This window comes from Flavobacterium panici (assembly GCF_024499525.1).
In the GTDB taxonomy this organism is placed as follows: domain Bacteria; phylum Bacteroidota; class Bacteroidia; order Flavobacteriales; family Flavobacteriaceae; genus Flavobacterium; species Flavobacterium panici.
This window is the reverse complement of the sequence record NZ_CP100437.1, coordinates 3,692,140-3,718,303: the sequence shown is the minus strand read 5'-3', so window position 1 is coordinate 3,718,303 and position 26,164 is coordinate 3,692,140. Positions and strand designations below refer to the sequence as shown.

10 protein-coding genes are annotated in these 26,164 nt (G+C 36.8%); 1 reads left to right on the top strand and 9 read right to left on the bottom strand.

What is annotated here, in order from left to right:
* Window positions 1–14: 14 nt before the first annotated feature.
* From NLJ00_RS15580 to rpsF, 8 genes are all read right to left on the bottom strand, one after another.
* Window positions 15–1,952: an OmpA family protein gene (locus NLJ00_RS15580; protein ID WP_256634471.1), complete on the bottom strand. Its 1,938-nt coding sequence runs from the start codon at window positions 1,950–1,952 to the stop codon at window positions 15–17.
* Between the two features lie 11 nt (window positions 1,953–1,963).
* Window positions 1,964–2,896 carry a PorP/SprF family type IX secretion system membrane protein gene (locus tag NLJ00_RS15575; protein ID WP_053472130.1) on the bottom strand — a complete coding sequence of 311 codons (933 nt, stop codon included), beginning with the start codon at window positions 2,894–2,896 and terminating at the stop codon, window positions 1,964–1,966.
* A gap of 44 nt (window positions 2,897–2,940) precedes the next feature.
* Entirely contained in the window at window positions 2,941–16,602 is a 13,662-nt protein-coding gene (locus tag NLJ00_RS15570; protein ID WP_256634470.1) for an Ig-like domain-containing protein, read from the bottom strand.
* Between the two features lie 1,244 nt (window positions 16,603–17,846).
* Entirely contained in the window at window positions 17,847–18,320 is a 474-nt protein-coding gene (locus NLJ00_RS15565; RefSeq protein ID WP_256634469.1) for a DUF6495 family protein, read from the bottom strand.
* A 97-nt stretch (window positions 18,321–18,417) separates the two neighbouring features.
* Entirely contained in the window at window positions 18,418–21,588 is a 3,171-nt protein-coding gene (locus tag NLJ00_RS15560) for a TonB-dependent receptor (protein WP_256634468.1), read from the bottom strand.
* Window positions 21,589–21,688: 100 nt separating this feature from the next.
* Complete coding sequence (rplI, locus tag NLJ00_RS15555) at window positions 21,689–22,129, bottom strand: 50S ribosomal protein L9 (RefSeq protein WP_180857685.1); 441 nt, start codon at window positions 22,127–22,129, stop codon at window positions 21,689–21,691.
* A gap of 65 nt (window positions 22,130–22,194) precedes the next feature.
* Window positions 22,195–22,491 (bottom strand): 30S ribosomal protein S18, encoded by a 297-nt coding sequence (gene rpsR, locus NLJ00_RS15550; RefSeq protein ID WP_002987043.1) that lies wholly within the window; start codon window positions 22,489–22,491, stop codon window positions 22,195–22,197.
* Window positions 22,492–22,496: 5 nt separating this feature from the next.
* Window positions 22,497–22,838 carry a 30S ribosomal protein S6 gene (gene rpsF / locus NLJ00_RS15545; protein WP_041518692.1) on the bottom strand — a complete coding sequence of 114 codons (342 nt, stop codon included), beginning with the start codon at window positions 22,836–22,838 and terminating at the stop codon, window positions 22,497–22,499.
* Between the two features lie 177 nt (window positions 22,839–23,015).
* Between rpsF and NLJ00_RS15540 the strand changes: the two genes are divergently transcribed.
* Complete coding sequence (locus tag NLJ00_RS15540) at window positions 23,016–23,714, top strand: LytR/AlgR family response regulator transcription factor (RefSeq protein WP_053473460.1); 699 nt, start codon at window positions 23,016–23,018, stop codon at window positions 23,712–23,714.
* On the opposite strand, the gene priA is transcribed toward NLJ00_RS15540, so the two are convergent.
* On the bottom strand, window positions 23,711–26,155 hold the full coding sequence (gene priA, locus NLJ00_RS15535; protein WP_256634467.1) for a replication restart helicase PriA: 2,445 nt from the start codon (window positions 26,153–26,155) through the stop codon (window positions 23,711–23,713). The two genes, NLJ00_RS15540 and priA, sit on opposite strands and share 4 nt — an antisense overlap.
* Window positions 26,156–26,164 lie beyond the last annotated feature (9 nt).

Here is a 26,164-nt window from a genome sequence, read left to right as displayed (position 1 = left end):
TCGCAAATATAGTACTATTTTTGAATAATGATGAAATCGGAGCGTCTGTTTAACAAATGTTCTTCTTCAGTACATTTCACTCCATTTTTGCATTTATTGATTAATCGGGTTTCACCGTAACCAATGGCACTTTCGATTCTTGAAGCGTCAATTCCCTGCGAGATAATATAATCTCTTGTTGATTTCGCTCTGTTATCTGAAAGTTTTAAATTATAAGCATCTTTCCCTCTTGAATCTGTATGTGATTCAATTTTGATTCTGATGTTTGGAAATTTCTGCATGATGAAAACTACTTTTGTCAATTCTTCGACTGCTAAAGGTGTAATGTCGTATTTGTCGTAGTCAAAGTAAATTGGGTTCACATCTACTTTTTCAACACCTTTCTTTTTCACCACTAAATCGTCATAATTGCTAAGCTCAAAATTGATATTTGGAATTTCGCCTTCATTTTCTTTTGTAGTTTCTACGGTTTTTTCGTCGCTGCTGTAATTTGGTTTGGCAGCAATCATGTTAACCAATTTATTACATGGAACCACAATGGCATATTTTCCTTCGTAGTTTGTTTTGGTTTCCCCTAAAACTTCTTTAAAAGAATTGTAAGCCATAACGGTAACATCTGATAATGGAAGTTTCGATTTTCTGTCAACGGCGATTCCCGAAATACTTTGGTTACAAACCGGTTTTCGTTTTACGAAAGAATAAATATCATCGTCACCTTTTCCTCCAGCTCTGTTTGAGGAAACATATCCGTAACTGTCTGACTTATCTACGATATAAGCAAAATCGTCTTTGTTACTGTTTATTGGAGCGCCAAGGTTTCTTGGTGTTGTAAAAGTTCCGTCTGATAAAAATTTGCTTTCATAAACATCTAAATCTCCTAAGCCATAATGTCCATCTGAAGAAAAATAAAGCATTCCGTTTCTGTAATAAGGAAAAAGATCATTACCAATTGTATTGATTTTTGGTCCCAAATTGAGCGGTGTACTCATTGTTCCGTCATCGGAAATTTTTACCACATACAAATCGGTTTCACCAAATCCGCCCGGCATATCTGATGCGAAGAAAAGCCATTTTCCGTCATCGCTTAAAGAAGGATGCCCAACAGAATAATCATCGCTGCTAAAGAATACGTTTTGCGGATTTTCTAATTTATTATCTACAACATCTCCTTTAACAATTTGAAAATTATTGACTTTGTCACCATCAACAACTAATTTGTTTTTCTTTAAAATGTTAGTGGTATAATAAATTGTTTTTCCTGCTGCATCAAATGTGGCCGTTGCTTCGTGATATTTGCTCATTACGTTTGGAATGAATAAACTTTCGTTGAAGAGGCTTCCATCTGCAGGATTTCTTTCGGAAACATATAAATTCAGAAATGGCTGATTGTTCCAGGTGTATAGTTTTTCGCTAAACTTGGTTGTGTCTCTTGCCGAAGTAAATACAATTTTTTCCTGAAAAAATGTGGTTCCAAAGTCAGATTTACCGGTATTGATATCCAGATTTTTAATTTGATACAGTGGTTTTGCTTTCGCTAAACTATCAAGCTGCTTTTTCTGAGCAACATAACGGTCTATTTCCTTTTGATCTCCTTTTTTATCCAGATATTCTTTTGTTACCCTATCTGCTTCATCATAATCCATGACTGCTTTCATGGTTTGAATGTATCTTAGATAGTAAATATCCGTTAGGTTATTACCCTGTGCTTCGTATAGTTTTCTATACCATTTTAGGGCATTTCGTGCATCAGAAATAAAATAATACGAGTCTCCGGCATTTTTTAATGTTTGTGTCGACGGACTTTTAATATTCTGTAATATTTCTTCGTAAGCCTTTGATGCATCTGTATAGGAATAATTTCTAAACAAAGCATCTGCTTTCTTTAAATTAGTCTTTTGAGCAAAACTAAACGTAATGCTCAAGACTAAACTTAGGATATATAATTTTTTCATATGTTTTGTTTTTAGAAGAATCGAGGAGATTTAATTTTGCTTTGTCCTTTGTTGAATGAATAACGCAAGATGAATTCGTGTGTTCCATCGTTGTATTTATTCAATTGACTTGTGGTGTAATCAAAAGCATAACCTAGATAAAAACTAGGTGATATTTGAAAACCTGCCAGAATACTTACAGAATCATCTGTTCTGTATGATCCTCCAATAACAAATTTCTCAGCAATCATAAAATTCGCCGATACATCAGCAGTTATCGGTGCTCCGCTTACTGCTTTTACTAAAAATGCTGGTTTGAACTTTAAATTTGGGTTCAAATCAAAAACATATCCTCCCATTAAATAATAATGTAAACGATCGTAATCTATCGATTCCTGTACATCATCATAATAATTGTTTTCAATAAAACTTGGAATAGAGAATCCTAAATACCATTTTTCTGTGTAATAGTAAATTCCGGCTCCTACTGCTAGTTTCATTTGATTGTCTATATTTTGGTTTAGGAGAACATCATTATCATTGTAATATCTTCCTTTTGACCAATCTATATTTAGCATTCTCATACCTGCTTTTATACCAAATGCTAATCTTTTTTCGTACCCTAGAGGTAATGAATAAGAGAAGTTTCCGTCAAGATATAATTCATTTGAAGGACCAATTTTGTCGTTAACTACACTCAATCCTAGACCGATTTTTTCATTTGAAAGCGGTCCGTGAATGGAAAACGATTGTGTTTCTGGTGCTCCTGAAATTCCTACCCATTGTGAACGGTGTAAAAGTGTGGCTTCGAGAGTGCCGGTAGATCCGGCATAAGCCGGATTTACCGCCATTGTATTATACATATACTGCGTATATTGAGGATCTTGTTGTGCACTGACGCAAACTGTAATAAAAGAACATATTAAAATGAAATACGTTTCTAATGGTTTTATATATAGTTTCATAACGATACTTATTTAGTTTAATTAATTAGATGATTAATAGAATGTTATCTCATTATTGACAGCCATCCTTTTTTAACCGTTCCATCTCCAATGGTAATCACATAAAAATAAGTACCTGTTGGCAGCATATCTCCTCTATTAACTACTCCGGATACATTTGCAGTTCCGTCCCAATCGTTCTCATAGTGTGCTTTGCTGTACACTAATGCACCATATCTGTTAAAAACTTTTAACTCGTTGTTAGGGAATGTTTCGATACAATCAATTCTAAACAAGTCATTAGCTCCGTCATTATTAGGTGTAAACTCATTGTAAACTGTTAAACAAATTGGCTCAACCGAAGCTGAAGCTGAATTGTTTGTTGCATCGACATCTAAAGGAGTTGAGTTTTCGATAGTAGCAACATTTAAGTAGTTTCCGCTTGAAAGTACTTCTGCAACTATTGTTAACGTTACACTTTGTCCTGCAGGAAGTGTTGGAATTGTCCAAAGTCCTGTTGCCGGATTAAATGTTCCTGTTGATGTATTAGAGCTAACTAAATTATATCCTGTTGGTAATAAGTCACTAACAAGTGTATTGATGAAACTTCCTTCGCCAACATTGTTTACTGTTATCGTAAATGTTACGTTGTCCCCAAAATTTGGCGTTGGATTATCAACCACATTCGTAATTGTTAAATCAGAACATGTTGCTACTGTTACGTTTAGGAATTTTGTTGTGGTTTCGTCACAAGTATTTGTGTAAGTAACCTCAACTCTTCCCGGTCCAATATCTGACCATGAGATTGTTGCAGATCCGTCTGCAGTTCCTCCGCCAGAAGTGATTGTTCCGTTTGTAACTGACCAAACATAATTTGATTTTCCATTTGCAATTGAATAGGTTACCCCTTGGAAAACACATGGTGTGTCGTCTGTAGTTGTAAGCTGTACTAAAGCATCATTTTCAAAGGCAATTGTAATACCCAATCTTGTCGCGCTTTCACATCCGTTTGTTGTGTTACTAAGTGCGGCAGCGTAATACGTACCTGCTGTTAGTAATGTTCCTGCCGGAAGTGGTGTTCCGCCTGTAGCAGTAGCGTAGAATACAACGTTTGGTTCATTAACTAAAATATTGGCTAATGTTGGCAATTTAGATAAACAGAACGTTTGTGTTGTATTTGGCGTTGTAATAATACCCGGAGTATTTACATTTACTGCAACTGCTAATCTTGCTGGATTTTCACAATTTATAGCACTTGCTACAGCTCCATAATATGTTCCTGTTGCTAAAGCTGTTGTGGCTGGAATTGCTGTTCCGCCTGTAGCAGAAGTATACCAAATCACATTTGCTTCATTTACCTGAATATTAGCAACTGTTGGTGCATTTATTGAACAGAAATCTTGTGTAGCATCTGTTGTAGTTGGCGTTGGGCTCGGATCTGTTACTGTTACTGTAACTTGTAAACGAGTTGAGCTTTCACAACCTGTTGCCGGATCTACAATATTTCCATAGTAAATACCTGATGTTAAGGCTGTAGTTGCTGGGATTGCTGTTCCGCCAGTTGCAGAGCTAAACCAAGTTACATTGCTTTCGTTTACCTGAATGTTTGCAATTGTTGGTGAAGCTGTTGAACAGAAGCTTTGCGCAGCGTTGTTCGTTGTTGGATTAACTGTATTTCCAACTGTAACTGCAACTAATAATCTCACGCTGCTTTCACATCCTGTTACCGGATCCTGAATTGCTCCGTAATAATTACCTGTTGCCAAAGCTGTTGTTGCAGGAATTGCTGTTCCGCCTGTGGCAGTTGTATACCAAACTACATTTGTTTCATTTACCTGAATATTAGCAACTGTTGGTGCATTTCCAGAACAGAAAGTCTGTGTAGCATCTGTAGTTGTTGGTGTAGCAGGATCTGTTACAGTCACTGCAATTGCTAATCTTACTGCACTTTGACAATTTGTTGCAGGATCTAAAATGGCTGCATAATAGGTTCCATTTGTCAAAGCAGTTGTAGCAGGAATTGCTGTTCCACCTGTTGCTGTACTGTACCAAACAATGTTTGATTCATTTACCTGAATATTAGCAAAAGTTGGTGCATTAACTAAACAGAAGTCTTGTGTTGCATCTGTAGTAGTTGGTGTTCCCGGATCAGTTACAATTACTGCAACTGCTAATCTAACATTGCTTTCGCAGTTTGTTGTTGGATTTAGAATTGAAGCGTAATATGTTCCTGTTACTAAAGCTGTTGTTGCTGGAACTGCTGTTCCGCCTGTGGCAGCTGTGTACCAAACTATTGTGCCTACCGCTGGTGTATTTACCTGAATATTTGCAACTGTTGGGGCATCAATTAAACAGAAGTCTTGTGATGCATCTGTAGTAGTTGGTGTTCCAGGATCTGTTACACTTACGGCAATTGCTAATCTAACATTGCTTTCGCAATTAGTTGTTGGATCTAGTATTGAAGCATAGTAGTTTCCTGTTACTAATGCTGTTGTTGCTGGAATCGCTGTTCCGCCTGTAGCAGCTGTGTACCAAACTATTGTGCCTACCGCTGGTGTGTTTACCTGAATATTAGCAACTGTCGGAGCGTCAACTAAACAGAAATCTTGTGTAGCATCTGTAGCGATTGGTGTTCCCGGATCGGTCACGCTTACTGCAATGGCAAATCTAACATTGCTTTCACAGTTTGTTGTTGGATTTAGAATTGAAGCGTAATAAGTTCCTGTTACTAATGCTGTTGTTGCCGGAACTGCTGTTCCGCCTGTCGCAGCTGTGTACCAAACTATTGTGCCAACGGCTGGTGTGTTTACTTGGATATCAGCAACAGTTGGTGCATTAACTAGACAGAAATCTTGTGTAGCATCTATTGTCGTTGGTGTTCCCGGATCAGTCACGCTTACTGCAACAGCTAATCTTACCGCACTTTCACAATTTGTTGTTCCGTTAAAAATTGATGCATAATAAGTACCTGTAGTCAAAGCTGTCGTAGAAGCGATTGCTGTTCCACCTGTGGCATCTGTATACCAAACTATTGTGCCTACCGCTGGTGTGTTTACCTGAATATTAGCAACTGTTGGTGCATCAACTAAACAGAAGTCTTGTGTTGCATCTGTAGTAGTTGGTGTTCCCGGATCAGTTACAATTACTGCAACTGCTAATCTAACATTGCTTTCGCAGTTTGTTGTTGGATTTAGAATTGAAGCGTAATATGTTCCTGTCACTAAAGCTGTTGTTGATGGAACCGCTGTTCCGCCTGTTGCAGCTGTGTACCAAACTATTGTTCCAACGGCTGGTGTGTTTACCTGAATATTAGCAACTGTTGGTGCATCAACTAAACAGAAATCTTGTGTAGCATCTGTAGTTGTTGGTGTTCCAGGATCTGTTACACTTACAGCAACTGCTAATCTAACACTGCTTTCGCAATTAGTTGCTGGATCTAGTATTGAAGCATAGTAGTTTCCTGTTACTAATGCTGTTGTTGCTGGAACTGCTGTTCCACCTGTTGCAGCTGTGTACCAAACTATATTAGTTTCATTAACTTGAATATTGGCAACTGTCGGAGCGTCAACTAAACAGAAATCCTGTGTTGCATCTGTAGTTGTTGGTGTTCCAGGATCGGTTACGCTTACTACAATGGCTAATCTAACATTGCTTTCACAATTTGTTGTTGGATTTAAAATTGAAGCGTAGTAGTTTCCTGTTGCTAAAGCTGTTGTAGTTGGAATCGCTGTTCCGCCTGTCGCAGCTGTATACCAAACTATTGTTCCAACGGCTGGTGTATTTACCTGAATATTAGCAACGGTTGGTGCATCAATTAAACAGAAATCCTGAGTGGCATCTGTTGTCGTTGGTGTTCCCGGATCAGTCACGCTTACTGCAACTGCTAATCTAACATTGCTCTCGCAGTTTGTTGTAGCATTTAAAATTGAAGCGTAGTAGTTTCCTGTTACTAATGCTGTTGTAGTAGGAATCGCTGTTCCACCTGTTGCAGCTGTATACCAAACTATGGTTCCTGCCGCTGGGGTGTTTACCTGAATATTTGCAACTGTTGGGGCATCAATTAAACAGAAATCCTGAGTTGCATCTGTTGTTGTTGGAGTTCCCGGGTCAGTTACACTTACTGCAACTGCTAATCTAACATTGCTTTCACAATTTGTTGCTGGATTTAAAATCGAAGCGTAGTAGTTTCCTGTTACCAATGCTGTTGTAGTAGGAATCGCTGTTCCGCCTGTCGCAGCTGTGTACCAAACTATTGTTCCTACTGCCGGTGTATTTATCTGAATATCGGCAACGGTTGGTGCATCAACTAAACAGAAATCTTGTGTCGCATCTGTTGTAGTTGGTGTTCCCGGATCAGTTACGCTTACTGCAATCGCTAATCTAACATTACTTTCGCAGTTTGTTGCTGGATTTAGAATCGAAGCGTAATAGTTTCCTGTTGCTAAAGCTGTTGTAGTTGGAATCGCTGTTCCGCCTGTGGCGGTCGTGTACCAAACTATAGTTCCTGTTGCTGGTGTATTTACCTGAATGTTGGCAACGGTTGGCGCATCAATTAAACAGAAGTCTTGTGTCGCATCTGTTGTAGTTGGTGTTCCCGGATCAGTTACGCTTACTGCAATCGCTAATCTAACATTACTTTCGCAGTTTGTTGCTGGATTTAGAATCGAAGCATAATAGTTTCCTGTCACTAATGCTGTGGTAGCTGGAATCGCTGTTCCGCCTGTTGCAGCTGTGTACCAAACTATTGTTCCTACTGCTGGTGTGTTAACCTGAATATCGGCAACGGTTGGCGCATCAATTAAACAGAAGTCTTGTGTCGCATCTGTTGTAGTTGGTGTTCCCGGATCAGTTACGCTTACTGCAATCGCTAATCTAACATTACTTTCGCAGTTTGTTGCTGGATTTAGAATCGAAGCATAATAGTTTCCTGTCACTAATGCTGTGGTAGCTGGAATCGCTGTTCCGCCTGTTGCAGCTGTGTACCAAACTATTGTTCCTACTGCTGGTGTGTTAACCTGAATATCGGCAACTGTCGGAGTATCAATTAAACAGAAATCTTGTGTTGCATCTGTTGTGGTTGGTGTTCCCGGATCAGTTACGCTTACTGCAATCGCTAATCTAACATTGCTTTCGCAGTTTGTTGTTGGATTTAGAATTGAAGCGTAATAATTTCCTGTTACTAATGCTGTTGTAGTTGGAATTGCTGTTCCGCCTGTCGCAGCTGTGTACCAAACTATTGTTCCTACTGCCGGTGTATTTATCTGAATATCGGCAACGGTTGGAGCATCAATTAAACAGAAATCTTGTGTTGCATCTGTTGTTGTTGGAGTTCCAGGATCAGTTACGCTTACTGCAACTGCTAATCTAACATTGCTTTCACAATTTGTTGTTGGATTTAGAATTGAAGCGTAATATGTTCCTGTCACTAAAGCTGTTGTTGATGGAACCGCTGTTCCGCCTGTTGCAGCTGTGTACCAAACTATTGTTCCAACGGCTGGTGTGTTAACCTGAATGTCGGCAACAGTTGGTGCATCAACTAAACAGAAGTCTTGTGTTGCATCTGTAGTAGTTGGTGTTCCCGGATCAGTTACACTTACTGCAACTGCTAATCTAACATTGCTCTCGCAGTTTGTTGTCGGATTTAGAATTGAAGCGTAGTAGTTTCCTGTTGCTAAAGCTGTTGTAATAGGAACTGCTGTTCCGCCTGTGGCAGCTGTGTACCAAACTATTGTTCCTACGGCTGGCGTATTCACCTGAATGTTAGCAACGGTTGGCGCATCAATTAAACAGAAATCTTGTGTTGCATCTGTTGTCGTTGGTGTTCCCGGATCAGTCACACTTACTGCAACTGCCAATCTAACATTGCTTTCGCAGTTTGTTGTTGAATTTAGAATTGAAGCGTAATAAGTTCCTGTCACTAAAGCTGTTGTATTTGGAATCGCTGTTCCGCCTATAGCAGCTGTGTACCAAACTATTGTTCCCACTGCTGGTGTATTCACCTGAATGTCGGCAACGGTTGGCGCATCAATTAAACAGAAATCTTGTGTTGCATCTGTCGTTGTCGGTGTTCCCGGATCGGTTACACTTACGGCAATTGCTAATCTTACATTGCTTTCGCAGTTTGTTGTTGCATTTAAGATTGAAGCGTAATATGTTCCTGTTACTAATGCTGTTGTAGTTGGAATCGCTGTTCCGCCTGTAGCAGCTGTGTACCAAACTATTGTGCCTACTGCCGGTGTATTTATCTGAATATCGGCAACGGTTGGCGCATCAATTAAACAGAAATCTTGTGTTGCATCTGTTGTGGTTGGAGTTCCCGGATCAGTTACGCTTACTGCAATTGCTAATCTAACATTGCTTTCACAGTTTGTTGTTGCATTTAAGATTGAAGCGTAATATGTTCCTGTTACTAATGCTGTTGTAGCTGGAACTGCTGTTCCGCCTGTAGCAGCTGTGTACCAAACTATTGTGCCTACAGCTGGTGTATTAACCTGAATATTTGCAACGGTTGGCGCATCAACTAAACAGAAGTCTTGTGTTGCATCTGTTGTGGTTGGTGTTCCCGGATCGGTTACACTTACTGCAATTGCTAATCTAACATTGCTTTCACAGTTTGTTGTCGGATTTAGAATTGAAGCGTAATAATTTCCTGTTGTTAAAGCTGTTGTAGCTGGAACTGCTGTTCCGCCGGTCGCAGCTGTATACCAAACTATTGTTCCCACTGCTGGTGTATTCACCTGAATGTCGGCAACGGTTGACGCATCAATTAAACAGAAATCTTGTGTTGCATCTGTAGTTGTTGGTGTTCCAGGATCAGTTACGCTTACTGCAATTGCTAATCTAACATTGCTTTCGCAGTTTGTTGTTGGATTTAAAATTGAAGCATAATAGTTTCCTGTTACTAAAGCTGTTGTAGTTGGAACCGCTGTTCCGCCGGTCGCAGCTGTATACCAAACTATTGTTCCTACCGCTGGTGTGTTAACCTGAATGTCGGCAACGGTTGGCGCATCAATTAAACAGAAATCTTGTGTTGCATCTGTAGTTGTTGGTGTTCCAGGATCAGTTACGCTTACTGCAATTGCTAATCTAACATTGCTTTCGCAGTTTGTTGTTGGATTTAAAATTGAAGCATAATAGTTTCCTGTTACTAAAGCTGTTGTAGTTGGAACCGCTGTTCCGCCGGTCGCAGCTGTATACCAAACTATTGTTCCTACCGCTGGTGTGTTAACCTGAATGTCGGCAACGGTTGGCGCATCAACTAAACAGAAGTCTTGTGTTGCATCTGTTGTGGTTGGTGTTCCCGGATCTGTTACACTTACTGCAATTGCTAATCTTACATTGCTTTCGCAGTTTGTTGTTGCATTTAAGATTGAAGCGTAATATGTTCCTGTTACTAATGCTGTTGTAGTTGGAATCGCTGTTCCGCCTGTTGCAGCTGTGTACCAAACTATTGTGCCTACAGCTGGTGTATTAACCTGAATATTTGCAACGGTTGGCGCATCAACTAAACATAAATCTTGTGTCGCATCTGTAGTAGTTGGTGTTCCTGGATCAGTTACACTTACTGCAACTGCTAATCTAACACTGCTTTCGCAACCTGTAATAGCGTCTGTTGCCGCCGCATAATAAGTTCCTGTTGTTATTGCTGTTGTAGATGGAATCGCTGTTCCTCCTGTTGAAACATTATACCAAACTACATTTGATTCATTTACCTGAATACTTGCAATTGTTGGTGCATCAACTAAACAGAAATCTTGTGTTGCATCTGTAGTTGTCGGTGTATTTGGATCACTTATAATAATTACGGCATCTTGTAATGTTCCTGCAAGATTTTCACAAGTATTATCGCTGGCAACTGCCACGTGATAAGTAATTGGACTCATTGCTTTTGTTAATCCTACAGCTGTTAAAACACCTGCTGCATTGATTGTATAAGTAACTCCTGCTATAACTGAACCATTTGTTATAGGCTGTGTTCTGGCTGCATCTAAATACCAGGTAAATACCGGATTTGTTAATGTTGGTGCAGTTGGAGTTAATGATGCCGGCACACTGTGACAAACTGTTAAATCATCAACTAAAATATCATTTACAGTTGAAGGAGGCAGAATTGTGAATGTAATTTGTTTTCTGTCTGCAACTGCAGTTTCACAAAATTGATCTCCGCTAACTCCTACATAATAGGTATAAGTTCCCGGAGCTAATCCGTTAACGATTAACTGTGCAGTTGTTTCTCCAGGAATCAACTGAGCGGTAGTTCCGTTAAAGCTATACCAGTAATAAACAGGATTTGTTACAACTGGTGTTCCGCTTAAACTTGTTGCTAAAGTTACCGTTCCTGAAGGAGAACAAATTGAAGTTGTTGTTCCTCCATTTAAAGTAATATTTGTTAATGCATTTACCGGAGCAGAAGCTTTGATTTCAACTGTTACTTCGCCTCTTGCAAAAGTTTCACAGCCATAACGTACTGGCTGAACGTAGTATTTGTAGATTCCTGCTGTTAAACTTGCCGGTACTGTATAAGTAATTCCTGTAGCAAGTGCAGTTCCTCCTGTTGGTGCATCATACCAAATATAAGTTGAACAGGCTTCTTCGGGTATTTGAAGCGTTATATCTGTTCCCGGGCAGACCGTTATTTTATTATCCGGATCGGCACCTATTACGGTTGTGTTTGCAACTCTTTCTACTGTATGAACTCTTAAGAAATCTAATACTCCTGCAACTCCTCCCAAACGAATTCTTACTCTATCGTAAACTTCTGTTGGTGAAGTAACCAGTGCTACTGCCATTGAATTTCCTGGCAATAATCTTAAGCTCAATAATGTACTTGTATTTTGAATTGGTGCCCCAACGGCAACACTTCCTAAATAACGCTGAATAGTAAATCCTGTCAATAAATTAACATCTAAAAGTGCTCCCGGTTTTGAGATCACAATTCTTAGTGTATCACTTACAACAGATGGTGTTTTGAATTCAACCGTTAAATCGGCAGCAGCCAAAACTCCTAATCCGCTATACATTGTTGCAAAAGTTGTAATGTCATTGTCTGCAATATTCCATGCATCGTTTACTCCTACTGCAGTTGTGACAGCTCCAATTCCTAAATCAGCTGCGCCGTAAAAAATATCGCGGATATCTCCAGGCGTACAAGCTACACTTGAAACTGATCTGTTATAATGTGCGTCGAATACTTTTGTATTTTGGGCTGCACTTAATAGTGAAGCTGACTGAATACGTATTCCGTCATAATCCTGCGGACCCGAAGCATCTGAAGGAACAAAAGTAAATTCATAAGTGTTATCTCCAGAAATTAAATTCAATAAAGAACCTGATACAGACTGCATTGTTCCAATATCAACTCCTCCAATTGTTCCAATTACTGATAAATTTTGACCTACTGCTAATAAACTTAATTCAGAACCCAATTTAATAGTTACTGGTGTTCCTTTTGCAATTGGCGCCGGCCAAGTTAAATTTTGCCAGGTTGTACCCACTCCTAAAAGTCCTAAACCTGTAGTAATTGTAGAGAATGTCTGCGGATTACCGTCGACTGCATTTGCTCCGTCAGTAACCGTTCCCGTAACTATTGATCCCATTGTTTGTGCAGTTGCATAAACTCTTTCTGTTAAAGATTGACAGTTACTAAGATCAATTACGTTAATTACTTTGGTTGCAGTTCTGGAACAAATTCCATCGCTGACAACAACTGTATAAGTATAAACTCCCGGTGTATTTAAAACTCCGGTAGTAAATGTTGGTCCTGTTAAAGCATTTCCTTGCGGATCAAACCATGAAATTGTTCCGGTTGATGTCGCTGTTAAGGTAACATTTGAACCTATATTTACTGATTCTGATGGGTTTGTTACAACCAAACTCGGTAATGCATTTATTGTCACAGTTACAGATTGCTGTACCGAAGGACAAGTAACGCCATTACCCTGAGCTAAAATTGAATAAACACCACTTAATGTAATATTAGCCGCAGCATCTGCAGTTATTACATTATTTGATGGATCATAAAAAGTATAAGTTGTATTTCCTGTGGAATCAAAATTAGTTATCGCATCTCCTAAATTGGCACTTCCACAACCTGCTAACGTTGCATTTACAGTTAAAACAGTAGTTGAAGGGAAGTTAACGGTTACTTGTTTTAATGTTCCGTTTACATTTTCACAAGTTCCGCCATTTAAAATGGATACGAAATAATTATAAGGTGTTCCTGCAGCATTTAAACCTGCTATAGTAAGTTCTCCTGTTATAGCATCTTTAGTAAATGTTACTCCCGGTTGAGCTGCTACAGTAGTTCCTGTTATAATTTCCTGAGTTTTATTTTGATCTGTATAATATTTAAACTCTGCTCCTGCAATTGTTGATGATGTTGGAGTTAAAACGGCACCTCCGGCACAAGTCGCCTCAACTGGAGTTGTAATGATAACATCAGCATCTGTAGGAATTGGCAGTACAGTAACTGTAACAGCCTGACGTAAACTATTAATACAAGTTCCTCCACGAGTTCCTTCTAAATAATATGTTGTAGTAGAAGTTAATGGAAGAGTTGGATTAACCGCTACAATATTTCCGCCTGTTGGAGCATCATACCAGGTAAAGGTTTCTGTACCTGTTGAAGATGCTGTTAAAGAAGCAGTCTGTCCTGAACAAATTGGTGCTGAAGCCCCTGTAATTGTTGCATTTGGAAATCTGTAAGAAGCATCATAAATATCTAAAGATACAAGTGCACTTAGTATTCCTGTTAATCGAACTTGTACACTTGTAAATGGACCGGCAGCAACAAAGCTTGCTCTAAAACGGTTACCACCTAAAAGCTGAACATTAACAAGATTATTAATATTAGACTGATCGGCATTAGGAGTTACTCCATTAAAACTTTGTAAACTAATATTAGAAAGAGCACTAATATCCAGTAAACCAACTGGAATTCCTAACTCAACATCAATTATATCCCCTGCTTGACCCGGAGATGTAAAAGTTAATGTTTGCTGTATATAATCCAATAATCCTAATGGAATTGTAAGTGTAGTTGCTGTTGCATTGTTGCCGTCAACAGAAGCTGCGTCATTAGCTGATGTACATGTAATACAGCCTAAAACTACTCCTCCTCTTGCAATAGCCTGAGAGTTGGCTTGCAAACAAGTACTAATAGTATTTATTACAATTACATTAATAACTCCTCTTACTGGGTTTGCACAATTTGTTGCTACATCTGCTGCCTCAACATAATAGCTTTTATTTGCTGTTAAAACTGGACTTGGTGTATACGTTTGCGTATTAGTAGCTATAGGTAAACCACCTGTTGCAACATCATACCAATTGTAGAAAACGCCCGCAACCGGATTTGAAACGGATAACGTAACTGTTTGTCCAGATTGTATAATAACATCCTGAGAAGCAAAAGTTGGCACCGCTGGTAAAGGAGTTACAGTTAAATTTACAGCCGTACGTGTTGGTGTTGAACAACTTCCAATAACTGCTTCAACATAATAATTTGTATTTGCTGTTAAAGCCGGTGTCGTAAATGAAGTTCCTGTAAATACCAAATTTCCTCCTGATGCAGCATCATACCAATTATAAGTAGTACCTGCCACCGGAGTCTGAACCGTTAAAGTAGTTGTCCCTCCGCTGCATATTGTTGATGGAGAAACATCAATTACCGGCAATACAGGATTATTTACTAAAACCTGAACCGGATTTCTTTCACTATTAACACAGCCATTTCTTGTTATTTCAACATAATAAGTTGTTGCTGTTGTTAAAGCCGGAGTTGTAAATGCAGCTGTAGAAGCTAATGAAGCTCCGCCAGTCGCTGCGCTATACCAATTAACAGTTTCACCAACTGCAAGAGTCGCGGTTAACGTTGTTGTCTGTCCGCTGCAAATAGTTGTATTTCCTGTTATAACCGGAGCTTTATATCTGTAAGTTGCCTGATAAATATCTAAATTTGTCAATACTGTTGCCAAACCTCCTAATCGAATTTCTACACGATCAAAATTGGCTCCGGCAACTACGCTTGCTCTAAAACGATCTCCGCTTAATAATTGTAAAGTAATTAACGGATTGTTAATTGAAACTCTGTCATTATTATAAGTTGCTCCATTATACGTTGCCAGACTAACTGCCCCTAATAATGAAAGATCGGCTAATCCGCCTGGTAATTCTAATTCAACATCAACGATGTCACCCGTTTTACCCGGATTAGTAAATTGTAATGTCTGCTGCACCCATCCATTAATTAAGCCAATTGGAACGGTAAGTCTCGCTGCTGTTGCAGGATTTCCATCTACTGAATTATTTGGATTTGTAGAACTACACAATAAACATAAACCATTTTGAGTAGTCTGCTGGCTGCTTGCTTCAAGACATCCGCCTAAAGCTGCAGGCTGAACCGTAACGGTTATTGGAACTCTTACTGCACTAACACAACTTCCGTTTGGACTTTGAGCTTCAACATAATATGTTTTTGTTGCAGTTAAAATAGGTGTAGTAAAAGTTGGTGTATTTGTTGCAACTGGTGTCCCCCCTGTAGGTACATCATACCAATTTAATTGCGCTCCTACTTCAGAAGTTGTTGCGTTTAAGGTTGCATTTTGACCTGACTGAATCGTAACACTTTGTGTTAAAACAGTTGGCGTCGCCGGAACTGCTGTAGAAACTACATTGACTGCAGTTCGTGTAGGACTTATACAACTTCCTATCGCACCTTCTACATAAAAAGTTGTAGTACCCAAAGGTACTGTAGGTGAATATGTTGTTCCGGTTGCTAATGCTACTCCTCCACTTGAAACAGAATACCAGGAGTATGTTGTTCCGGGAATAGGATTTAAAAGTGTTAAAGTTGTCTGCTGTGTTGCTCCTGTAGAACAAATAGCAGTTCCAGTGTTGTTAACCGCTGGTGCAACTGGATTAGAAACATTAAGAACAACCGGTACCCGAACATTACCTTCGCATCCGGCAGCTCGGGAAATACCAATATAATAAGTAGTATTAGCATTTAATGCAGGAGTTGTAAAACTATTTCCTGTAATTAATGGTGTTGTCGACGCTGCTGAGCTATACCATGCAAGTGTAGTTCCTGCAGCAGGAGTTGCTGTAAGGGTTGGTGTAGCTCCGGCGCAAACCGTTTGCGTTAAACCGCCGGCAACTGTTGGCTGTGCAAATTCTAATCGGACATCATAAATTCGTAAGCTGACTAAAAGACTTAAAAGTCCGCCAACCTGAATTTGAACCTGATTTGCATCACCTGTTAAAGTGTACTTTGCAACTGCTACAGTATTTCCTGAAAGCAAATTTAAGTTCAGGAGCGGACTATTTAAAGCCACACTTGAACCTACATTTACGCCAGACAATTTAGTTTGAAGAGATGCATTAGATAGCAATCCAACATCCAGCAAACCATTTCCTGTACCAAAATAAATTGCAATTTGATCTCCTGCTCTTGCTGTCTGGTTCAAAGTCAGTGTTTCTTCGACGAAACAGCCTACTCCAACAGCATTTGTCAGGGTTGCAAAAGTCGTTAAGCCCGCGCTGTCATAAGCGTTGGCCGGACTATCAACATTTAATCCTACACACAATAATCCGCCCTGACTATTTGTTTGAGACGTAGGTCTGCAAATAGTCTGCGCAAATGAATTCGTGCATAATAGGAATAAAAATAATAGTCCGAATAATCTCTTCTGAAAGTTGAGACTACAAAAAGTAAATTTTTTTTTCATAATTTGGAAGATTAGAAAATGGACAATAAAATACCTGCTGCCATAAGCACGTATGCTTAGGCAATTAAAAAAAACATTAAAAATCAATTAGTTAAACTCTAAAACAAATCCTTAGCACATAAAGACTATAGTTTAAATTTTCAATAAAAAAATTACGTTGTGTCTAGTATACCGAAGTATACAATTGAGGTCTTTTTATTTTCTTCAAATAAAAAAAATCTCGAAACTTTTGGGAAATATTGATATACACCAATCTTCCAAATGAAGTGATTTGTTTAAAATTAATTTTCATAAAAGAAAATTTAAAGTGTAGGGGGGGGGAGAATTTTAATTCAATAATATTTAATCGATTTCAAATAGAAAGTTGATTACTCTTTCTATGATTTTGACTTCTCTAAAATCAAAATCTAAATTGAATTAATTAGACATTAAAGATTTGTCCATTAAAACAAAATTTAACAGACAACATGATCGTCTACGCAATGCAGACAACACTTTAAATATTTAGAATTGAATATTAAAAACTTTTGAAAAAAGTTTGTAACCAAAGAAGGATAATCAAAAGAGTGAAGAAGTTTGTTTTTCTTCAGAATAATAAAATATAAAGCTAAAATAATATGAAGACCTAATGCAAACTCAATAATAAAGAAAGTAAATGTCAGTTCCATAAGCAGGGCGATTAAAGTTATTATTATAAAGCCGATTCGATTATAATTATTACATAGTATATTTTGATCTTAAAAGTTCAACAGATAAATTTTTCTTGATTTTTATTGAAGAAAACCTAAAAAACATTTTGTTTAACTTTTGTATTCTAAAATTAAAAAAAACAAAAGAATAAAACAAGTATAAAATTCTTATTTTTTTGACGAGAAGTGAAAATTAAAAATTAGCTAATCTTTGTTAATATAAGAAAATACGGAGTTTTTAATAGATAAACATCCCATTTTTCAAGGCTTAAAAATATTAACGTTTTTGTGTTAAAATTAATATTTGTAAGTTTAAAATTACAATAAAAATTACGCAATCGATTGATATTTAACAATTTTAAGTATGTAATGGTCTAAAATTTACCTAAATTAAATAAAATCTTAAAATTTTAATTATTATTACAAAACCGCGTAAAAATACGGGTATCAGAAAACACAAAAGTCTAAACAATAGTTAAAAAATTAAAAAAAGGATAAACAATTAACACAATTGCTTATCCTTTTATAATATTTTGAAAATGAACTTATTACGGCCTAAGATTCTAAAATTGTATTAATTTGAGTAAATAATTGTCCGTCACTTAAAAAAGCGCCCTGTTTGATCAATTCAAAAATAGAAGAATTTCTATCCTCAGTAAAGACCTTTTTCCCCACTTTCATTTCGATATTATCCGTAAACATATTATCACTAAGCCATTGCAAACCTTCTTTACTCAAAAAATCAGTTTCCGGAATTAATGACTTCAAAACTATTGATTGCACATAAGTATCAAAACAATGAAACAAAAAGATATGATTTTTTGAAAAATGCTCTAAAAATTCTGCCCTGCCCAAAACACCTTCCCAAATTAAATCTGAAAAAACATCCAGTTCCTGCTCTGCTACTTCCGGTTTATTTATTTTAAGAGAATCCCACTCTGCTTTATCTATTGCCTGAGTTGCTAAAAAACTTGCAAATTCTGCATGCAATTCATCAAACTGCTCTTTTGTTAATCTTGCGTACTTCATCTATTATTTATTGTTTAAACGCTTTAAAAAGAACTTTTAGTCATAAAAAAAAGCCCTCACAAATGCGAGGGCAAATTTATAACTTTTTTTGTCATTACTAAAAAATGTATCTAACACCAAATTGAGCCTGCCATCTTGAGGTTAAACTAGCATCATAACTAAATGTTTTGGTCTGCGTATTATTAAAGGTATAAGTTGGTGTATTTCCAACAACAGTCACCCCAATAGGCTGAACACTAGTTGGTACCTGAACAACGCCCCAATCAGAATTTAATAAATTTCCAAAATTCAAAATATCAATACTAAACTGAATCGTGTTTGTTTTTTCAGATGCTGATGAATATTTAAAATTATAATCCTGTAATAACTTAATATCACAACGTCCTCTCCAAGGCGATATAGCGCCATAACGCTCTGCATACTGTCCTCTTCTATCTTTCATATACTTATCCTGCGAAATAAATTTATCAAAAGCCTCACCCTGACCAGGCCCGCTAAAAGTCATTTGACCAATTTCTGCCGTTGTTGGAATATAAATCAAATCATTTACAGTAGAACCGTCTCCGTTAATATCCCCTCCATACGTATAATTAAAACGTCCGCCCTGAGCATATTCAAAAAATGCAGAAACTGTAGTCGCCCATTTATCCTTTCCGTATTTCCATTTTTTTGAAGCTACGCCAATAAAACGATGGTTATCGCCATATTTAGAATTCGAAAGCACATCATTATTTACATTTCCTAAAGCCGGATTAAAAGAAAAAGCATCTCCGGTAATTTCTGCTTCAATAGAGTTAACATCTTTTGATTTCATATAATTATAAGCAACACTAGCATATAATCCGTTTACAAATGTTTTCTGCACTTTAACAGAAGCATTAAAAGCACTTCCTTTATCAGAATTTGTCATTACATATGCGTTATTCGCGCCATGATCTGCAGCCACATAAATCGGCCTGTTATCTACACCAGCCAATACTCCCGTTGGAGGTTTTAATCCCCAGTTCTGCACATGCACCGCATTAATATCTTTATTAAGCGATAAATCCAACGTTACAATATAATTGCTTTCAAATCTATGATCGTAACCTAAACTTGTTCTCCAAACTTGCGGCCATTTATAATCCGGATCCATAATTTGAAAAAAGCTGTCATCCGCACCACTTACCTGATTTCCTAACCAAACAAACGGGATTCTTCCTGTAAAAATTCCAGATCCTCCTCTAAGCTGCGAAGTTGCATTTCCTTTTACATCCCAGTTAAAACCAATACGAGGCGACCATAAAATCCTGTCGCTAGGCAAATCAGTCGAAATCAATTTAACCGCTTGGCCTGTCTGCGGATTATAATAATCTATACTATTATCTCTTCCTGCTCCTCCGTTATCAGTATCTATATATTTTTGAATCAAATCTGCAGTATTAAAGTATAATGGTTTATCAATTCTTAAACCTAAAGACAATTTAAAATCATCGCTTACACTAATATCATCCTGAGCATAAAGCGCCCACTGCCCTACGTTTAACTCTGCCAGTTTCCAACCGCCGTCGCTGCCTACATCAAAGTTACTTTTTGAATTATAGATATCTTGCGCATACTGAAGATTTTGCGCAATAATACTTGTAGCATATGGTTTTGCCGCATCGGTCAAGAAATCCTGAACTGTGAAATAAGGTGTAAAGAATGTTCCTGCATAACCATTTGGATTTCCGAAATTATCATAACCCGCTAAATTGAAAGAATTTTTAAAAGCGAATTTTTCAAAAGAAGTTCCAAAAGTAAAAGCGTGTTTACCAACTGTATAAGTTAGATTATCAGTAATTTGAATTACTTTTTGATCTAAAGTATTATTGATAGAAAATGGTTCATGACCTGCAATAATATAATTCGATCCTGCCCCATCCTGAATATTTATAACAGGCGCCGGAACAGAAAAAGGATCTCTGTAATCATTAAAATGAGTATAACCTGCCTGCAGTTTGTTCGATACCGATTCGCTGAATTTAGAATTCAGCTCTACTAAAAAAGAACTCAGTTTATTATTGATTTGATATCCTGAATTTCGAAATTGTAATATAGAAGCATTTGGCCCTCTAAAACCTAAAGCTGTTGGGTGAGCTGGTTTATCTTTTGAAGCATCAAGAAAATTATAAATAACCGCTAATTTATGATTATCATTAATATTCCAATCTAGTTTTATAATCCCTTTGCTTGAATTTGATTCATGTTTAAATCCCTGATAAGCACCTGTATTATAACCTAATTTTGCCAAAGCATCAGAAACTGCAATTAAATCAGATTCTAAAACTCTTGATTCATTAATTCCCGTAACGCCGTCATTATTATTGGCTACAAAATTAGAACCCAAATCACTTCGTTTATCAATTTCAAAATTCCCAAAAATGAATAATTTATCTTTAATAATTGGGGCACCTAAACTAAATCCTGCCTGAGTCTGCTCTAATGAAGGTACAAATATTTTTTCTCCTTTAATTTTACTCCCCGTTAAATCCTGATTTCTGTAAAAAGCATAAGCAGTTCCGTGAATTTCATTCGTTCCCGATTTAGTAACCGCATTTACAGAAGCCCCGGTAAAACCAGACAATGTTACATCATAAGGAGCTGTAGCAACCTGAATCTGTTCAATTGCATCTAAGGAAATTGGCTGAGCACCTGTTTGTCCTCCGGGAGTAGCAGCGTCAAGTCCGAAAGGGTTATTAAAAACTGCTCCGTTTAAAGAGTAATTATTATATTGATCATTTCTACCACCAAAAGATCCGCCGCTTGCTGTTGGCTCCAAACGGGTAAAATCTTCCGCCGATCTTGAAATTGTTGGCAGAGCTGTTAGCTCTCTCCTTCCAATTGTCGTTTCTGCATCGGTTTTTCCGCTTTTAAAAACTTTATCTTTTGAGGTAACTTTAACTTCTTCAAGAGTCTGACTTTCGTCAGCCAGAAGTACATCTATATTAAATGGCTTTCCTAAATCCAGATATATGTCATTATATTCCTGACTTTGATATCCAACAAAAGTTACCAAAATCTTGTAAGGTCCGCCAATTCTCATATTCAAAATATTAAACCTTCCATCTTCATTGGAAACGGCAGAATATTTAGTTCCAGTTGGAGTATGAACTGCTAAGATACCAGCTCCCGGTAATAGTTCATTACCTGAACTCTTTACAATACCTTTTATACTCGACGTTGTAGTCTGTCCTGTAGCTGCTGTGAACGCCAAAACACATAACATTAATGCAAATAGTTTTTTCATTTTCCTGGTTTTGAGTGAGTTAATTCCCTCAAAATTAGGCAAAAAAAAACCACTCCTAAGAGTGGTTTTTATATTTTATTAACAAGAAGTTAACAAAATGTTATTTTTCAGCAATAATCTCGTATGGTAATTCAACGATAACATCTCTGTGTAAACGGATGCTAGCTGTATATTTTCCTGTACGTTTTACGATACCACTAGTGATGAATTTTCTATCAATAGCATTACCTGATTTCTCTAAAGCTTCAGCAATGTCGATGTTTGTGATAGAACCAAAAAGTTTCTCTCCACCAGCTTTTGCAGTAAGTTTAATTTCAAGAGCTTTTAAAGTTTCAGCTAATGCTTTAGCATCAGCAACAACTTTAGCTTCTTTATGTGCTCTTTGTTTTAGGTTTTCAGCTAAAACTTTTTTAGCAGAAGGAGTTGCTAATGCAGCAAAACCTTGAGGAATTAAATAGTTACGACCGTAACCAGGTTTTACAGATACTACATCATCTTTAAATCCTAAGTTTTGTACGTCTTGTTTTAAAATAAGTTCCATGTTGTTGTCCTTATATTTTAGAAGTTAGGTTCTGCTGAACAGAAACCAGCGACTAGAGTTTTTAATTATTTTAATAAATCGGCCACGTATGGCATTAAAGCTAAGTGACGAGCTCTTTTTACAGCTACAGAAACTTTTCTTTGGTATTTTAATGAAGTTCCAGTTAAACGACGAGGAAGAATTTTTCCTTGCTCATTTACGAATTTCAATAAGAAATCAGCATCTTTATAATCGATGTATTTGATTCCTGATTTTTTGAAACGGCAATACTTTTTAGTTTTGTTAGTTTCAATGTTTAAAGGCGTTAAATATCTGATATCTCCGTCTTTTTTTCCTTTTGCAGATTGCTCTATTGTAGACATAATGATTAAGCTTTAGTAGATTTTAATTTTGCTCTTCTTCTCTCCGCCCATGAAATAGCATGCTTATCTAAACTTACAGTTAAGAAACGCATAACTCTTTCGTCACGTCTAAATTCAGTTTCAAAAGCAATTAGAACTTCTCCTGATACTTTGAACTCAAATAAGTGATAAAAACCACTTTTTTTGTTTTGGATTTCGTAAGCCATTTTTTTAAGACCCCAATCCTCTTTTGATACCATTTCAGCTCCTCTGCTAGTAAGAAATTCTTCAAATTTCGTTACTGTTTCCTTCACCTGAACCTCAGATAAAACGGGATTTAAAATGAAAACAGTTTCATAATGATTCATAAATAAAAAATTTATTTGTTAAAATTGGGTGCAAAAGTAACCATTATTTTTAAATATACAACACATTTTTTCTATTATTCGTCATAATGCAAAAATTATACGTCTATTTTAGTTTTTTTTCCAAAAAAACTATACATTTACTACTGCTATCCTGAATTTATTCTAAATTTAAATGTTATGAAACTAAACTGTGTTGTTGTGGATGATAGTTCTATACAAAGGACAATTATTGCAAAATTAGTTAATAATCACCCAGGTTTGCACTTAATCGGGGATTTTTCTAATGCAATAGAAGCAAAAAGTTGTATCTCATTAAATAATATCGACTTAATTTTTCTTGATATAGAAATGCCAGTCATTAATGGCTTTGATTTTCTTGATGGTTTAAAATCTAAACCGCAAATTATATTTATCACTTCTAAGGCTGAATACGCACTGAAAGCTTTTGATTATGATGCCACTGATTATCTGCAAAAACCAATCGCTGTAGACCGTTTTAATGCTTCTGTAAAAAGAGCAATTGATATGCATTTGCTTAAAAAAGAAGTCAAAGAAGAAGAAGGCGAACATATTTTTATAAAAAGCAACCTTAAAAAGCTTAAAATATTTACTGCTAAAATCAAATGGATTGAAGCTTTTGGAGATTATGTAAGAGTTGTTACTGAGGATGATAGCAATTTGGTGCTTTCCACAATGAAATCTTTTGAAAACGATTTATCAAAAGACAAATTCATTCGTGTACACAAATCGTATATCATTAATATTGATAAGGTTGAACGCTTTAATAGTAAATTTGCAGAAATCGGAATTACTAAAATTCCGCTTAGTCGAAACAAAAAGGAAGATTTAGTAAAAGCATTGTCGACATCTAATTAATAGAAATCGACATTGACAACAACTTTTATAGCTCTGTACTGAGCAACCGCTTCAAAACTATTCAACATTTTCTGAATAGTTTTTTTTGTGTTTCCTAAATGCAGGTTTTGTGGAATCTTAATTAAGATAGTCCTTATATATTCATTTCGAATTCTGCTGATAGCCGGTTCCTCCGGGCCCAAAACCGGCATATTCAGGTTTTGGCTTAAAACCTGATACAGCCACATAGATCCTTCTTTCAATTTCTCAAATTCACGATGTTTTATCGTTAGTTTAATAATCCTGAAATACGGCGGATATTTATAAATCTGTCTGTCATACAATTGCTCCTTATACATACCTATATAATTATGGTTTGTAACCTGCTGAATTGTATTATGATCTGGGTTATAAGTCTGAATTACAACTTTACCCTGTTTTTCAGATCTTCCTGCTCTTCCCGCAACTTGCGTCATCATTTGAAAACTTCGCTCAAAAGCCCTGAAATCAGGATGATGCAGCATATTATCCGCATTCATGATTCCGACTAAACTCACATTATCAAAATCTAAACCTTTGGCCAGCATTTGCGTTCCTACCAAAATATCAATTTCCCTATTTTTAAAAGTATCGATAATCTTTTCAAAACCAAATTTACCACGGGTTGTATCCTGATCCATTCTCGCCGTTTTAGCTTTCGGGAAAAGCGATAACAACTCCTGCTCTATTTGTTCTGTTCCAAAACCTTTAGTCGTTAAATCAATGCTTGAACAGCTGTGACAATGCGTTGGTTTTGCAATCGAATATCCACAATAATGGCAGCGCAATTGATTTTTAAATTTATGAAAAGTCAAACTCACATCGCATTGCTGACAATGTGGTACGTGTCCGCAGGTGATACATTCTATTACAGGAGAATATCCTCTTCTATTTTGAAACAAAATCACTTGTTCACCTAAAGATAAAGCTTCTGCAATTTCTTCTATTAAAACATCACTAAAATGCCCCGTCATTCTTTTTCTGAAATGTTTGTCTTTCAAATCGACCAAAACAACTTCGGGCATTCGAACATTTTTATAACGCTCTGTAAGCGTAACTAGACCATATTTCTCGCTCTGTGTATTAAAATAGGTTTCAATACTTGGTGTTGCAGAACCTAAAAGTACTTTTGCATTATGAAAATTTGCCAGAACAATGGCCGCATCTCTGGCGTGATATCTCGGCGCAGGATCTGTCTGTTTAAAAGTCTGCTCGTGTTCTTCATCAACAATTAACAAACCTAAATCATTGAAAGGTAAAAACAATGCCGACCTCGCTCCTATTACTATTTGTGCTTTTTCTGAATTTTCGAGTGTTTGTTTCCAAACCTCAACTCTTTCATTATTACTGTATTTGGAATGAAAAACAGCTACTTTATCTCCAAAATGAAGTCGTAAACGTGAAACCAATTGTGTTGTAAGCGCAATTTCCGGAAGCAGATACAAAACCTGTCTTCCCGTTTGCAGATATTCTTCGATTAATTTAATGTAGATTTCTGTTTTTCCACTTGAAGTTACACCGTGAAGCAAGCACACTTCTTTTTCAGAAAAACTCTCTTTTATTGCGGTAAAAGCATTTTGCTGTGCTTCGCTTAACTGTAATTCCTTATCTGTTTTTTCTCCGTTAAATAAAATACGATCTTGCTGTAAATAATATTCTTCGAAGATTTCATTCTTAATCAAAGTTTTTACAACAGCCGAAGTTGAGCCTGAAACCTCAACCAGTTTATTAACTGTTATTGGCTTTTTTTCTGAAGCGCTTATTTGAAAATAAGCCAAAACAATTTCTTTTTGCTTATCACTTCTCAAAATATCCAGCAAATTCATCAAACCTTGATCTGTTTCGTATTGTGAATGTAATTTTACATACCGAACTAGTTTTGGTTTGTAGCTTTCTTTTATTTCTTCTTCTAAAACAATAATATCTTTTGCTATTAATTTTTGAAGAATAGGCAGGATATTTTTTCTATTTAAGATGGAAGCAATTTCCTGAACTTTAAGCGAACTTTGATGTTGCAGCGCTTCGTAAACCAAGAATTCATCATCAGAAAGTTCAGAATCATTGACAACAACTTCTGGTTTCTGCGAAACAATTGTTTCACTTTCTAATAATAATCCGGTTGGGAACGCTCCGCGATACACATCGCCAATACCGCACATATAATAATTGGCAACCCAAAGCCAATGTTTAATCTGCGTTTCGGTTGCAATTGGTTTTTCATCTAAAATTTCATGAATCTCTTTGGCTTCATATAAATTCGGAGCATTTTCATGAATATCTAAAACAAGTCCTGTATAGATTTTATTTTTAATAGGCACCGCCACCCGCATTCCTTTTTTTATAAAATGGAATTCGGCCTCAGAAACACGATAAGTAAGAGGTTTAACCGACGAAAGCGGTAAAATAACTTCGATAAAAAACATGTACTATAT

Bases quoted from the DNA above. Each gene is read 5' to 3' on its own strand.
- NLJ00_RS15540 (WP_053473460.1), top strand. From the start codon at position 23,016: ATGAAACTAAACTGTGTTGTTGTGGATGATAGTTCTATACAAAGGACA.
- NLJ00_RS15575 (WP_053472130.1), bottom strand. From the start codon at position 2,896: ATGAAACTATATATAAAACCATTAGAAACGTATTTCATTTTAATATGT.
- rpsF (WP_041518692.1), bottom strand. From the start codon at position 22,838: ATGAATCATTATGAAACTGTTTTCATTTTAAATCCCGTTTTATCTGAG.
- rpsR (WP_002987043.1), bottom strand. From the start codon at position 22,491: ATGTCTACAATAGAGCAATCTGCAAAAGGAAAAAAAGACGGAGATATC.
- rplI (WP_180857685.1), bottom strand. From the start codon at position 22,129: ATGGAACTTATTTTAAAACAAGACGTACAAAACTTAGGATTTAAAGAT.
- NLJ00_RS15560 (WP_256634468.1), bottom strand. From the start codon at position 21,588: ATGAAAAAACTATTTGCATTAATGTTATGTGTTTTGGCGTTCACAGCA.
- priA (WP_256634467.1), bottom strand. From the start codon at position 26,155: ATGTTTTTTATCGAAGTTATTTTACCGCTTTCGTCGGTTAAACCTCTT.
- NLJ00_RS15580 (WP_256634471.1), bottom strand. From the start codon at position 1,952: ATGAAAAAATTATATATCCTAAGTTTAGTCTTGAGCATTACGTTTAGT.
- NLJ00_RS15565 (WP_256634469.1), bottom strand. From the start codon at position 18,320: ATGAAGTACGCAAGATTAACAAAAGAGCAGTTTGATGAATTGCATGCA.
- NLJ00_RS15570 (WP_256634470.1), bottom strand. From the start codon at position 16,602: ATGAAAAAAAAATTTACTTTTTGTAGTCTCAACTTTCAGAAGAGATTA.